This window comes from Brevundimonas sp., from assembly GCF_051858995.1.
In the GTDB taxonomy this organism is placed as follows: domain Bacteria; phylum Pseudomonadota; class Alphaproteobacteria; order Caulobacterales; family Caulobacteraceae; genus Brevundimonas.
Map to the genome: position 1 here is coordinate 1 of NZ_JBHYGN010000008.1, position 12,977 is coordinate 12,977.

The window sequence follows — 12,977 nt, forward strand, 5'->3', positions numbered from 1 at the left end:
CGTCCATATCGCCGCTTCCATGATCTGGATGCGGTGAATGTCGATTCGGCCTAGCTCAAACAAAAACCCCGGACCTTGCGGCCCGGGGCTTCTGTATTCTTCGGATCCGGGTCTCGCCTTACCGGCGCGCCCTGTCGATCTTTACTGGTACGAAATTCGAAGGGTGGCTTACAACGCGGTCGCCCGCCCCATTCGTGTTCTTCGTGTTCACCAGCATTCCGCCCCAGAGCGCGAAGCTCATCATGGCGTGTTGGAGATTTCTGTCTCTGTCGTTCATCTGTGATGTCTCCTTTCGTTGAACGATGAAAAGAGACACGTCGTGCTGATCGGGGGTCTCACCGTCATAGTCGTTTCGCGTCATGGTCAAGGTAGTATGGTTACGCGCGAATTGCAATCCTTTTTACTCCGCTACCGGATCATATTTCGCTCAGATGTCATCGAACGCCTCTTCCCCGCCTTCAGGCCCACCGCGCGCGGTCAAAACGCCGTGCGTGCAGGTGTGCATTGTCGATGGTCCGAGCGGGCTTTGCCTCGGCTGCTACCGCACCCTGCAGGAGATCGGCGGCTGGAGCGCCCTGACCGACGACCGCCGCGCCGAGATCACGGCCGAGCTGCCCTCGCGGCGGTCGCGGATCGATCCGGGGAAGCTGGGCGGGTAGGGATTGGGGGTTAGGGATTAGAAGGCGCGAGGTTGGGGCGCCGGTGGTTGCGATGGGGTGACCGGATCTCTAATCCCTTCGCTTAACTCCCTATCCACCATCCTCCTTCACCGCATCCCAACAGGGCGTGTGCGACAGGGGAGGGGCCGCAGGAAGCGGTGGTTGCCGCGAGTACGCGTGTTCATGCGTTTCGACCTGTCCTCCCTCGGGGTCGTGGCCCTGGCTGTCGCCTCGTCGTTGAGCGTCCTTTGGTGGATGGATCAGGCGGGCCTGCGCGGCGAGGCCAAGGCCGCTGAGCGCCCCGCCGTCCACGCGCCGGCCAGCGGCGTTCCCGGTCAGGTGCTGAAGGCTGCTGACGGCCACTACTGGGCCGAAGCAAATATCGACGGTCACGCCGTCCCGGTCATGATCGACACCGGCGCCAGCGTCGTGGTCCTGACCCCTGCCGACGCCGGCCGTCTGGGTTTGCGTCTGAAGCCCGCTGATTTCAGCGCCACGGTGACGACCGCCTCCGGTCCCGTCCGCGCCGCTCCCGTCCAGCTTCAGGCCGTCTCGGTCGCCGGCGCTCAAGTGGACCGCGTCGAAGCGCTGGTCGTCGAGCAGGGCCTGCCGCACTCGCTGTTGGGCATGAGCTACCTTGGCCGCCTCTCGGCGTTCACCGCGACTCCGGCGGCGCTGACGTTGCGACCGTAGGAAGGGCGTAGGGCTTAGGAATTAGGAATTAGTGGGATGGCTCCCACGGCACGCACCGCGCCCCTAATTCCTAACTCCTAAGCTCAAACCGCCTTCACCACCACCGACAGCGCCGTCGCCACCATGTAGACGGCGAACACCTTGCGCAGGACGCGCTTGTCGAGCCGGTGGGCCAGCTTCGCGCCCCAGGGCGCCACGGCGGTGGTCAGCACGCCCATGACGATGGCCGCCGGGATATTGATGTAGCCGATGGAGAAGGGCGGGCGACCGACCGCGTCCCAGCCGAACACCAGGAAGCCGAAGGCCGCCGCGGCGCCGATGGCCACGCCGAAGCCCGAAGCCGTCGCGACCGCCTGATGGATCGGCCGCCCGCACAGCGTCATCACCAGCCCGCCGAAGCTGCCGCCGCCGATCCCCATCATGGCCGACAGCCCGCCGATGGCCGTGCCGACCCCGCGCCGCGCCCAGCCGGTCGGCATGTCCTTCGCCAGGGTGAACCGCTCGGGCAGGAAGCCGAGTTGCAGGCCGATCAGCGCCAGGCAGACGCCGTAGACGACGGCCAGCCCCTCCATCGAGGCGACCCCGGCGATGGCCGCGCCGACCAGTCCACCCAATCCGACCCAGGGCGTCCAGCTTTTCAGCACCGACTCGTCCACGGCCCCGTGGCTGCGATGGGCCTTCAGGGATCGCAGCGAGGTGGCCACGATGGTCAGCAGTGAGGTGCCCACCGCGACGTGCAGATTGCTCTCGCCGCCGACGCCCAGCACCTCGAAGGCGTAGAAGAGGGCGGGCACGATCACCGTCCCGCCGCCGACCCCGAACAGCCCCGCCACCAGCCCGCCCGCCAGCCCCGCCGCGACCAGCGCCGCCAGCAGGATCAGGATTTCGGACAGGGGGAGGGCGGTCATGGTTCCGGTCTAGCCGTCGGGCGCGGGGGCGAGAAGGGATTAGGGATTGGGGATTAGGCGCGGGAGGAGCCCCGGGGGCGGGCGCATGCTTCCCTAATCCCCAATCTCTATTCCCAATTCCCTCTGCTCAGTCCGCCAACCAGAACAGCTCTTCCACCGTCACGCCGAGCGCGCGCGCCAGCGACAGGGCGAGGATGGTCGAGGGGATGAAGACCCCGTTCTCGACGGTGTTGACGGTCTTGCGAGAGACACCAGCTTTCTCGGCTAGTTCCGCCTGCGTCAGTTCCGCCGCCTGCCGCGCCTCCTTCAGGCGCGATGCCAGTCGCGGATCACCCATCGTCGCCCAGACCCTTGTCCGCCTGACGATGCAGCCAGACGAAATGAACGCAGGCCACGCTGCCGCCCAGCCACAGGGCGAAGGGCAGCACATAGGTCAGCATGGCTGGGGCGCTGAAGCTGATCAGGAAGGCGGCGGCGCCACCGGCCAGCAGGACCCAGAAGCCGGATGCGGTCGCCCGCGCCCGGAAGGCATGGTTCAACTCGCGGTCCGGATCGTCGCGCAGTTGCTTTCCCTGGGGCGCCCAGCCCATGAGGGTGGCGGGCGAGACATAGAGCCAGAGCAGGACAAGAGACGCATAGGCATATCCGGCGAAATGGTGTTCGTCTCCGAATGCACTGACCGCCTGCATGGTCCCCCAGGCGGTCCACAGCAAGCCGGCGACAACATTGCTGACCAACTGCCAGCTCAGGTTGGGCTCAACCACCGGCTTCCCAATGCGGCCGGTGTCCGGGATCGGCTCCGGCGTGTAGGTCAGCGCCGATCCGCCGAGGGTGAAGCCGACGACGAGGCACATGATCAGCGAGGTGGACATCTCCACGGTGTCCAGCAGCCCGTCATGCCACATCCATACCGGCAGGCCGGCGCAGATGAATGACATCACGGCCACGAGGGCCAGGCCGAGTCTGATGCGCGGGGCGCTGCGCCGTTTCTTCGAGTCAGTCATAGGCTTCCATCTCCCGCTCGGCCCGGCGATGCAGCTGCGCGAACCTCAGCGCCGCCGTCGCCGCGGCGACCCACAGCACCATCGGCAGGGCGACCACCGCCACATGCGGCTTCCACAGCCCGACCAGATAGACGCCCATCGCCCCGACCAGCAGCATCCAGAAGGCGCAGGTGATGGCGCTGGCCCGGTAGGCGCGGGTCAGCTCGTCCTCCAGCAGCCGCTTCTGCTTCCGCGAGCCGCCGTCCCACCCCATCAGCATCAGCGGGATCAGCAGCAGATTGATCGCCGCCGCGCCGGCCAGAATGACGCCGCTCAGGCCCGGATCCTCGCCGCTCAGCCATTCGTCCGCCCGCATCATGGCGATGAGCGTGATGCCCAGCGTCGCGCCCGGCAGGACGGTGATCCGTCGGACCCAGTCGCGCTGCACCCGGTCGCGATAGCTCTCGCCGGCCCTTTGTCGTGTGTTCCCGCCCATGTGTCCGCCTCCCGTGTCACCTACGGGTTACATGTCACCTGTGGGTTACATGAGTCAAGCGGTCAGAGCAGCAGTGCCCCTTCGTGTCTCAGCAGCCAGGTCTTGCGCTCCAGCCCGCCGCCGAAGCCGACCATGGCGCCGTCCGCGCCGACGACCCGGTGGCAGGGCAGCACCAGGGCGATCGGATTGCGGTTAAGGGCCACGCCCGCCGCCTGGGCCGCGCCCGGCTCTCCGGCCCGTTTCGCCATCTCGCCGTAGCTGATGGTCAGGCCCGGCGGGATCTCCGCCAGCGCCCGCCAGACCCGCGCCTGGAAGCCGTCGGCGGCGACCGCGCCCTCCAGCGACCACGGAACCCGGCCCAGCGCCGCCTGATCGTCGGCAAAATAGGCCTCCAGCCCGTCGCGCACCGCCGTCGGCGTCTCGCCTTCGGTCAGGGCGGCGCCCGGATATTCGCGCCGCATCACCCGCTCCAGCCCCTCGCCGAAGCTGACCCCGCGCAGCCGGCCCTCGGCGTCGCAGGCCACGGCCAGCGGACCGACGGGGGAGGGCAGGATGGAGAGGCTCAGGATCATCCCAGCATCCTGCCCTGAATCCGCGCCTGAAGCTCGCGGCTTTCGGACATTCTCCTCGGCGGCGCAAGGCAACCATCCTTCGGCGCCGTCGTTCTCCGGACCCGAACAACGGTCGGAGATGACCCGATGACCTCCCTCAAATTCGCGCCCGCCGTGGCCGCCGGCGCCCTGATCCTTGCCGCCGCGCCCATGGCTCTGGCCCAGACGCCCTATTCCTCGTCCCCGCAGCAGCAGCCCAGCCAGCAGCAGGAGGCCTTCGGCGCCATCCTCGGCGCCCTGTTCGGCGACCGTTTCGGCGTCTCGACCTCGCTGGAGAGCGAGTGGAGCCGGGGCCGCCGCCCCCTGTCCAACCAGAGCAGCCAGTTTCAGGCCCGGCTCGACGCCGACGTTCGCGCGGGCCGCCTGTCCAGCAGCGAGGCCAACCGCCTGCGCTATGACTATGACGATCTGGTCCAGCTCGAGGCCCGCTATACCGCTGACGGCCGCGTCACCACGCAGGAGCGCGCCGATCTGGTGGCCAAATATCGTGAGTTCTCGCAGCGCGTCGAAGCCGGCGGCTCGGACTATTCCTCGGGCCGGACCACCGTCGCCGACGGTCGTGTCGACTTCGAGGCCCGCGTCGACGCCGCCGTCCGCAACCGCCGCCTGACCCGCACCGAGGGCACCCGGCTGAAGACCGACTACGCCGACCTGATCCGGGTCGAGAGCGGCTATCTGCGCGACGGCCGCCTGACCTCGCAGGAACGCGACGATCTCGACAGCCGCCTCGACGCGCTCGACGCCCGTGTGGGCGACGGCCCGTCCGGCGGCGGCTCGACCGTCATCGACAACCGCACCCGTCTGAGCAACGTCGACCGCGCCCTGTCGTCCTCGGGCCTCAGCAGTTCGGCGCAGGCCCAGATCCGTGTCGAGCTGGGCGACCTGACCCGTCTGGAGGCCGCCTACAGCCGCATCCAGCCGTCGTCCGACGACCGCAGCTACCTCGAACGCCGGATCAGCGATCTGGAGACCCGCGCCCGCGTCCGTCGCTAGGGCGCGGTCCTGCTGCCAACCTGCTGTCAGCAGGCGAACCTCGAAGGGGCGCGCGTCACTGGCGCGCGCCCCTTCCGCTGACTAGATTGCGTTCATGGCCCGTTCTACCCGTCCGACCCCGCAAGGCACGCCCAAGCCCGTCCACCAGCCGGGTCTGCAGGAGGCGCAGGCCCCCTTCATCCAGGACGGTCCCGTCGGCGCGGGCGGCGGTCGCATGCCCATGTTCGCCCCGGTCACCGGCCCCCGCCTGACGCCCGAGGAGGCGCCCGGCAAGCCCGCCGACTGGGTGCCGCACCGGCCTGACCGGCCGACCGACCGCAAACACATCCCCTTCCGGCTGGAGACCCAATACACCCCGGCCGGGGACCAGCCCGCCGCCATCGCCGAACTGGTCGAGCAGGCCAGGGCGGGCGACCGCGATCAGGTGCTGCTGGGCGTCACCGGCTCGGGCAAGACCTTCACCATGGCCAAGGTCATCGAACAGACCCAGCGTCCGGCCCTGATCCTGGCCCACAACAAGACCCTCGCGGCCCAGCTCTATTCCGAGTTCAAGGCCTTCTTCCCGGACAATGCGGTCGAATACTTCGTATCGTATTATGATTATTATCAACCGGAAGCATATGTTCCGAGAACTGATACATACATTGAGAAAGATAGCTCGATAAACGAGCAGATCGACCGGATGCGGCACTCGGCGACGCGGGCGATCCTCGAGCGGGACGACGTCATCGTGGTCGCCTCGGTCAGCTGCATCTACGGCATCGGCTCGGTCGAGACCTATACGGCCATGACCTTCACCCTGAAGGTCGGCGACCAGATCGACGAGGCCAAGCTGCGGGCGGACCTGATCGCGCTCCAGTACAAGCGCAACGACCTCAATTTCGAGCGGGGCATGTTCCGCAAGCGCGGCGACGTGCTGGAGATCTTCCCCGTCCACATGGAAGACCGCGCCTGGCGCGTCCAGCTGTTCGGCGACGAGGTCGAGTCCATTCAGGAGTTCGACCCCCTGACCGGCAGGAAGACCAATGACCTCGAAGAGGTCACCGTCTACGCCGCCAGCCACTACGTCACCCCGCGCCCGTCGCTCAACCAGGCCATGACCGGCATCAAGGCCGAACTGAAGGAGACGCTCGACTGGATGGTCGAGAACGGCAAACTCCTCGAAGCCCAGCGCCTCGAACAGCGGGTCCGCTTCGATCTGGAGATGATGGAGGCCACCGGCTCCTGCGCCGGCATCGAGAACTACAGCCGCTGGCTGACCGGCCGCGGCCCCGGCGAGCCCCCGCCCACCTTCTTCGAATACATCCCCGACAACGCCCTGCTGTTCGTCGACGAGAGCCACGTCACCGTCGGCCAGATCGGCGCCATGTACCGGGGCGACTATCGCCGCAAATCGACCCTGGCCGAGTACGGTTTCCGCCTGCCCAGCGCCATCGACAACCGCCCGCTCAAATTCGACGAATGGGACGCCATGCGGCCCCAGACCATTCACGTCAGCGCCACCCCCGGCGAGTGGGAACTGGCCCAGACCGGCGGCGTCTTCACCGAACAGGTCATCCGCCCCACCGGCCTGATCGACCCCCCGGTCGAGATCCGCCCCGTGTCCGGCGCCACCCGCAACCAGGTCGACGACGTCATCGACGAGGTCCGCGCCGTCGCGGCCCAGGGCTACCGTTCCCTCGTCACCACCCTGACCAAGAAGATGGCCGAGGACCTGACGGAATACATGCATGAGCAGGGCATCCGCGTCCGCTATATGCACTCCGACGTCGACACCCTCGAACGCATCGAGATCCTGCGCGACCTGCGCCTCGGGTCATTCGACGTCCTGATCGGCATCAACCTGCTGCGCGAGGGCCTCGACATCCCCGAATGCGGTCTGGTCGCCATCCTCGACGCCGACAAGGAGGGCTTCCTGCGCTCCGAAACCAGCCTGATCCAGACCATCGGTCGCGCCGCGCGGAACGTGGACGGCCGCGTCATCCTCTACGCCGACCGCATGACCGGCTCGATGGAGCGCGCCATCGCCGAGACCAACCGCCGGCGCGAGAAGCAGCAAGCTTACAACGAGGAGCACGGCATCACGCCGCAATCGGTCAAGCGCGACATCAAGGAGATCATGGCCTCGCCCTATGAGAGCCGCGAGATGGACCGCCTGACCCGCCCGGGCGTGGCCGAGGAGGCCAAGCCCTTCATCGGCTCCAACTTCCAGGCCGCCCTCAAGGATCTGGAAGGCCGCATGCGCAACGCCGCCGCCAACCTGGAATTCGAGGAAGCCGCCCGCCTCCGCGACGAGATCAAGAAGATGAAGCTCCTCGACCTCGAATTCGCCAACGAAGCCCTGACCGGCGCCGGGGAAGAGGTCGACAAGTCCGCCCCGAAACGCTGGCGGGCGGAAGCGGCGGCGGAGAAGGCGGAGGCGTTCCGGAAGGGGCGGTGAAGCCTGCTTTCAACCATACTTGTACGTCAAACAACCATCGGTATTCTCCGATCCGAGTCGGAGCATAAAATGACATCGTCGATCGGCCTTCGCTTTTACAAAGTAACCGCCCACGCCAAGCACCAACGCGGTTCAGAGCCGTGTGATCCCGCAGAACTGGCTTCGTCTGTCCATGCTTTTCTGGAGGAGTTCGTCGCGTCCCATAGCGAAGCCGTGGACGACGCGGAAGTCGAGCGTAGCTGGTTCTTTGAGCGAAAAGCGTCGGAACACGACGGAAGCATACGGGGTTACATCAACTACGGGACTTTTGGTTTCGAGAGTACATTTCGAAGTGCTAAGACCAAAGCAAAACGGTACGATCGCCAAGTTGATGATGTCGAGGAAGTCCCTCTGTTCTTTGAATTTTGGGAGCGCGAGGAAGATCGTCGACATATCTTCTCGTTCCAATCTTTTCACGGCAGAAGCTGCGTGTCTCTGGTTGTGGTCGCCATCCAGAAGGCTTTTGAAGCTGTAAATCCTAACTATATACTTCGATTTAAAAAGCTGGTGGCGGTAGACTCTCCCAACTCGCTTTATAGGGATGCGCCTGTAAAGAAACTAACCTTCATCCGCAGTCAGAAACATAGTGATCGGTTCGAAGCCTATTCTGCATCCGGAGAGGTTCGCTCGGTAAATTTTGAGCTCAGTGTCAAGCCGCAACGAGGCGCAATTCTCGGCATACTCAGTGATATCGCTGGGGATTTTGAGCCAGATGACAACGGCGTTGTTGTGATTGACGGGCATGAGTACGAGGAAGCGGTGGCGACTATCATGATCGGCGGAAAATATCGTCCCGTAGGAATTCTGGGGCCCACGGCTGATACCGGAGCGGTCGATGTAACAGAGGTGGTCGTGAAGGGAGCGAACGGACATCCGACGTTCGATTCTATCGCGGAGCAGTCGGATATTCTTATGATAGATCTGAACAACAGGATCGGTGATGAGAGATGACTAAGATCAATGTAATAAAGATCGTCACGGATCACCTTGCTACTTTATCGGATCACGCAAAGGACCGCGTTTCTTTCGCTGATCTAGCCATTTTTTTTGCGATTCCCATCGGAGCGGGCATCGCCGCGTTCTTGTTCAAGATACCCCTAGATCGTGATGTTTATAATGTAACTATCACTTTCTTCGGCATATTTGTCGGCTTGCTCTTGAATGTTCAGGTAGCAATGTTTGCTATATTTCAAAGGCAATGGTCTTTACCGTCGGATCCAAAGGAGCTTCAAAGATTCAAGAGTAGATCCTCAGAGAGGAGGGGATTGCTGGCTGAGTTAAACACAAATCTTTCATATTTGACGTTGTTTAGCTGTGTCGCGTTGATTGAGTTTTTCTGCTTCTTTACATTCAGGAACACTAGTGAGTGGGCTGTTGCTTTCTCGGTTGCGACGCTTTTTCATTTCCTTTCTACGCTGATGATGACGATCAAGCGCAGCTATATACTCTTTTCGAAAGAGTATGCCGTAACTTGAAAATTGATTGGCAGGCACTGTCCGGTGCGCGGCTTCTCCACAGCCTAAAGGGAACAAAGAGTGAACTTTGGCTCGCGTTCTCAGTGCCACCACGCTACCCGTGGTGTGGCCACTGACGTAAGCCCAATCTCTTGCCCGCCCCGCCTGTCTCGCCCGACTTCATCGTCCGCTTCCTCCACATCCGCTGCCTCCGCCCCGGCTGCGGCCATGACGCCGTAATCGACGCCGCCAAGCGGTTCGCCGGGCGAGCGTTGCCGCCACAGGGGCTGTCGCGGCGGTTTGTCTGTGAGTGTGGGGCGCGGACAGCGCATGTCAGCCACGAGACGCGCAAGCCGAAACGCGAGAACGGCTGCGGGTGGCTGTAGGCCATGCACCATCGCCCGCAAGGTCCGGATAAGCCGCCCGCCCTGATCACCCTGCAGTCGGCGCGGCGCCATGACATGGCGTTGAGGATCGGCTGCGACTTCTGCGGTCGCTGGCGGAAGGTGCGCGGGGCGGACCTGCCCGCGCAGTTGCGCGCCGTCTCGCTGGGCGAGCTGTGGCTGTGCGGGCGGTTCCGCTGTTCCGGCTGCGGCCGCCCTGCGACCTCCCTGGAGGTGACGGAGTCGGAGCTGGCCGGGTGCCGCAAGGAGAAATGGGCGCTGGGCGAGGCCTTCGCCGCCGAACGCCTGCGGCGCCACTGGCGCTGGGACCCCTATGACCGGCGGGACTGGGAGGCGTGGTTCCGGCGGACGTAGGGGCGGCGGAACAGGTTCCTACCTCGGGTTGGTAGCGGCGTTCAGGCGTCATCGGCACACTTCGGGGAAAGGAGAGCGCCATGCCGAAGTTCACCATCCTGTCCCGCGTCGACGCCTATGTGGATTACACCTGCACAGTGACGGCCCGGAATGCCGAAGAGGCCGTCGATCTGGTTTACGATGGTTTGGTCGAGGTGAAATGGGAGGCCGCAGGCACGGAAGAGTTCGACGCCGTGCGCATGTCCGCCGTGGATAAGGACGGGAATGACATTGACGGCTACTCGCGCGGCAAGGGCTGACGGCTGATCATCCACCCGCTACGGTGGGTGGATGGGGAGCGAAACCTACTGCAAGTGGGAAGCGGGCGTCGGGCGTGGACCCGGCATGGGACGGTTGGCCTAGGTCATGCCGATCTCTGTTTCGCATGTGGTGCAGGCGCTAGACGACTTGGGCGGGGAGGCCCAGATCGGCGACCTGCTTCGGCGGGTGCTTGAGATTGCACCGAAGCCGCATCCGAAATTCGCGCGTAACGTGGTGCGAGGGCGGCTCTACCAGTTCTCTTCCCAGACCAGCGCCTACAAGGCTGGAACGCCGGACCTGTTCGAGAGCGTGGACGGGTTGGAGGCCAACACCGGGCGCTGGCGGTTGAAGGGCTGGCAATCGGCGCCCGATGACACGGATGTGGTGCTGGATGAGGCCGAGGTGGACGTCGAAGCCGCCGAGGGCCGTCGGCGGTTGCGGGTCCATCTGGGGCGCGAGCGGTCGCGACGTCTGATCAAGACCTTCAAGGACTCCCTGACCAGCTTCGCCTGCGAGGCCTGCAAGACTGATCTGGGGGAGGTCTACGGCGATCTCGGCCAAGGCTACATCGAGGCGCACCACCGGCTGCCGGTCGCGCAGCTTGAGGATGGGGCGACGACGAAGCTGTCCGATCTCGCGGCGCTCTGCCCCAATTGCCATCGGATGATCCATCGCAACGGGCTGATTTCCGTTGAGGAGTTGGTTGAGCGTCTTGAAGCGCGGAGGCAGCCCTATCCGATGGCTGCTGAGCCTGGGGTGGTTTGGGTTGAGGGCGAGGACTGAGGGCTCCGGTCGCGCCACAGACCCAGCGGCCTTCACCGCTTGCTTCCAGACCGGTTTCCCCCGCACGGTGCCTGTCATCCCCCACGGAGGCGCGTCCGATGAAGTTTCTCGACTCCCTGTTCGGCAAGAAACCAGCCCCGACCCCGGCAGAGCCTTCACCCGCCGCCGATGACGCCGAGATCGATGCGACCTTCGCGCGGGCCGAGGCGGAGTTGCAGCTGAAGACCGAAGCCGCGGTCGGGATGTGGGGGCTGGGGTCGGGCGAGAGCTGGGCCGCGGATCTGGAGGCCGGGACGATCACCTTCATCAATGACAAGGGCTGGGAGATCACCGCGCCGGTGCAGGTGATCGGCACGCTGAACACCGCCGACGGCACCTGGCTGTGGGGCTGGGACCATCCGTCGGTGCCCGCGCCGGTTTCGGAGCATGCGCAGGCGGTGCGCGCGTTCGGCGAGCAGCATGGGCTGGAGGCGCTGACCACCCGCAAGATCGAGGCGGACGAGACGGACGGCTGGACCTTCACCGCCCTGGCCTGCCATCTGGCCGGGGCGCAGGGCGGCTATCGCGGACCGGCCGGGAGCGCGCTGGTGTTCATGACCTATGGGCAGGTCAGCATTCGCGATCCGAACGCGGGGTGAGGGGGCGCTGAGCCGTCCCCACCCGGTCGCTGCGCGACCACCCTCCCCGGGGCGGAGCAGCGGTTCCCCACCCGTCTGTCGCTGCGCGACAGCCACCCTCCCCATGGGGGGAGGGAGAGCCGTGCGACCAAATTTGACGTATCGGCGGTTTATCGTTCGCCCATGGACTGGAGCGATCAGAAAATCCGTTCGGAAGAGACCTGGGCCGAGATCCGGCGGCAGTGGGAGGCCGGGGAGACCGGGGCGTCGCTGGCGCGGCGGTATCAGGTCGGGCTGGCCAACCTGTGGCGACGACGGGCGTCGGAGAACTGGTATCGGCCCGAGCGGGTCGATCCGAAGCCGGAGCCGGTGGAGGGCTGGGACCGGTGGGCGCGGGCGAAGCTGGAAGAGTTCGAGCTGAGGCTGGCCGAGCAGCGCGCGGTGGCGATGGTGCTGGCCGCCGCCATGCGGGGGGAGGCGTCGCCGGCGGGCGTGCCGCTGTGGCATGTCGGCTTCGTGCTGGAATGGCGGGCCGAGCATCTGGGGCCGGAGGTGGCGGCGCGGGACCGGGCGTGGCTGACCGAGGCGCACCCCTGGGCGGAACGGTTCTGGAACGACGAAGGGCGGCTGGGGCGCGCCGGGTTTCTGGATGCGGTGACGCTGATGGCGAACCGGGAGGCGTGGCGCGAGGAGATGGGGCTGCCGCCGGGGGCGGCGGAGGATGTGCCCTAAATCTGGGGTCTCCCTCCCCGTCCCGGGGCGGGTGGTCGCGAAGCGACCGGGTGGGGAGGGCCCGGCGACGGGAGCGCGGCTGCTTCGCCAAGCCGCCCCCACCCGGCCTCGCCTGCGGCTCGGCCACCCTCCCCGGGGCGGGGAGGGAGAACATCGCGCGAAGCGCCAGGCCGCGTCGGGTCGGGAGGTCCCGAAGGGCCGACGGTCCGCGGCCCAAAAGAAAAGGCGCGGCAGCCAGTGGCTACCGCGCCCTTCCGTTTCGACGTGGGTGTCGGTTCCTAGAGAACCTTCAGGTCCACGGCCGAGGTCTTGCCGCGCTGGGATTCCAGCTCGTATTCGACCTTGGCGTTTTCATCGAGGCCCGCGAGACCAGCCTTCTGAACCGCGGTGATGTGGACGAACACGTCCTGACCGCCGCCATCAGGCTGGATGAAGCCATAACCCTTGGTCGGGTTGAACCACTTGACCGTACCGGTCGCCATTGTGCGTCTCCGTAAACGCGCTTTTCCAG

17 protein-coding genes are annotated in these 12,977 nt (G+C 65.5%); 11 read left to right on the plus strand and 6 right to left on the minus strand.

What is annotated here, in order from left to right; all coding sequences use genetic code 11:
- Positions 1 to 491 precede the first annotated feature (491 nt).
- Positions 492 to 659: a DUF1289 domain-containing protein gene (locus ACTIEF_RS07535; RefSeq protein ID WP_439471515.1), complete on the plus strand. Its 168-nt coding sequence runs from the start codon at positions 492 to 494 to the stop codon at positions 657 to 659.
- A gap of 183 nt (positions 660 to 842) precedes the next feature.
- On the plus strand, positions 843 to 1,352 hold the full coding sequence (locus tag ACTIEF_RS07540; protein ID WP_439471516.1) for a retropepsin-like aspartic protease family protein: 510 nt from the start codon (positions 843 to 845) through the stop codon (positions 1,350 to 1,352).
- A gap of 83 nt (positions 1,353 to 1,435) precedes the next feature.
- Here the strand turns inward: ACTIEF_RS07540 and ACTIEF_RS07545 are convergent, their stop codons facing one another.
- From ACTIEF_RS07545 to ACTIEF_RS07565, 5 genes are all read right to left on the minus strand, one after another.
- A complete protein-coding gene (locus tag ACTIEF_RS07545) occupies positions 1,436 to 2,260 on the minus strand; it encodes a sulfite exporter TauE/SafE family protein (protein WP_439471517.1) in 825 nt (274 codons plus the stop codon).
- Between the two features lie 127 nt (positions 2,261 to 2,387).
- Positions 2,388 to 2,597, minus strand: a complete 210-nt coding sequence (locus tag ACTIEF_RS07550; protein WP_439471518.1) for a helix-turn-helix transcriptional regulator — start codon at positions 2,595 to 2,597, stop codon at positions 2,388 to 2,390.
- The gene (locus tag ACTIEF_RS07555) at positions 2,590 to 3,264 is read right to left on the minus strand and encodes a hypothetical protein (RefSeq protein WP_439471519.1); all 675 of its coding nucleotides are present in this window, start codon (positions 3,262 to 3,264) and stop codon (positions 2,590 to 2,592) included. The genes ACTIEF_RS07550 and ACTIEF_RS07555 overlap by 8 nt, the downstream gene beginning before the upstream one ends.
- Positions 3,257 to 3,739, minus strand: a complete 483-nt coding sequence (locus ACTIEF_RS07560) for a hypothetical protein (RefSeq protein ID WP_439471520.1) — start codon at positions 3,737 to 3,739, stop codon at positions 3,257 to 3,259. Before ACTIEF_RS07560 ends, ACTIEF_RS07555 begins: the two co-directional genes overlap by 8 nt.
- Positions 3,740 to 3,801: 62 nt before the next feature.
- Positions 3,802 to 4,311 carry a methylated-DNA--[protein]-cysteine S-methyltransferase gene (locus tag ACTIEF_RS07565; protein WP_439471521.1) on the minus strand — a complete coding sequence of 170 codons (510 nt, stop codon included), beginning with the start codon at positions 4,309 to 4,311 and terminating at the stop codon, positions 3,802 to 3,804.
- Positions 4,312 to 4,437: 126 nt separating this feature from the next.
- On the opposite strand from ACTIEF_RS07565, the gene ACTIEF_RS07570 reads away from it, so the two are divergent.
- The 9 genes from ACTIEF_RS07570 to ACTIEF_RS07610 all read left to right on the plus strand — a co-directional run bounded on the left by ACTIEF_RS07570 (position 4,438) and on the right by ACTIEF_RS07610 (position 12,466).
- Positions 4,438 to 5,343 carry a hypothetical protein gene (locus ACTIEF_RS07570; protein ID WP_439471522.1) on the plus strand — a complete coding sequence of 302 codons (906 nt, stop codon included), beginning with the start codon at positions 4,438 to 4,440 and terminating at the stop codon, positions 5,341 to 5,343.
- 94 nt (positions 5,344 to 5,437) lie between these two features.
- A complete protein-coding gene (gene uvrB / locus ACTIEF_RS07575) occupies positions 5,438 to 7,783 on the plus strand; it encodes an excinuclease ABC subunit UvrB (protein ID WP_439471523.1) in 2,346 nt (781 codons plus the stop codon).
- Positions 7,784 to 7,852: 69 nt separating this feature from the next.
- Positions 7,853 to 8,773: a hypothetical protein gene (locus tag ACTIEF_RS07580; RefSeq protein WP_439471524.1), complete on the plus strand. Its 921-nt coding sequence runs from the start codon at positions 7,853 to 7,855 to the stop codon at positions 8,771 to 8,773.
- Positions 8,770 to 9,297: a hypothetical protein gene (locus ACTIEF_RS07585; RefSeq protein ID WP_439471525.1), complete on the plus strand. Its 528-nt coding sequence runs from the start codon at positions 8,770 to 8,772 to the stop codon at positions 9,295 to 9,297. Before ACTIEF_RS07580 ends, ACTIEF_RS07585 begins: the two co-directional genes overlap by 4 nt.
- Before the next feature lie 368 nt (positions 9,298 to 9,665).
- Positions 9,666 to 10,034: a hypothetical protein gene (locus ACTIEF_RS07590; protein ID WP_439471526.1), complete on the plus strand. Its 369-nt coding sequence runs from the start codon at positions 9,666 to 9,668 to the stop codon at positions 10,032 to 10,034.
- Between the two features lie 80 nt (positions 10,035 to 10,114).
- The gene (locus ACTIEF_RS07595; RefSeq protein ID WP_439471527.1) at positions 10,115 to 10,333 is read left to right on the plus strand and encodes a hypothetical protein; all 219 of its coding nucleotides are present in this window, start codon (positions 10,115 to 10,117) and stop codon (positions 10,331 to 10,333) included.
- Positions 10,334 to 10,439: 106 nt separating this feature from the next.
- On the plus strand, positions 10,440 to 11,117 hold the full coding sequence (locus ACTIEF_RS07600) for an HNH endonuclease (RefSeq protein ID WP_439471528.1): 678 nt from the start codon (positions 10,440 to 10,442) through the stop codon (positions 11,115 to 11,117).
- 98 nt (positions 11,118 to 11,215) lie between these two features.
- Positions 11,216 to 11,755 carry a DUF6882 domain-containing protein gene (locus ACTIEF_RS07605; RefSeq protein ID WP_439471529.1) on the plus strand — a complete coding sequence of 180 codons (540 nt, stop codon included), beginning with the start codon at positions 11,216 to 11,218 and terminating at the stop codon, positions 11,753 to 11,755.
- A gap of 162 nt (positions 11,756 to 11,917) precedes the next feature.
- Entirely contained in the window at positions 11,918 to 12,466 is a 549-nt protein-coding gene (locus ACTIEF_RS07610; RefSeq protein ID WP_439471530.1) for a hypothetical protein, read from the plus strand.
- Between the two features lie 278 nt (positions 12,467 to 12,744).
- Here the strand turns inward: ACTIEF_RS07610 and ACTIEF_RS07615 are convergent, their stop codons facing one another.
- On the minus strand, positions 12,745 to 12,948 hold the full coding sequence (locus ACTIEF_RS07615; protein ID WP_141627597.1) for a cold-shock protein: 204 nt from the start codon (positions 12,946 to 12,948) through the stop codon (positions 12,745 to 12,747).
- Between the last annotated feature and the right edge of the window lie 29 nt (positions 12,949 to 12,977).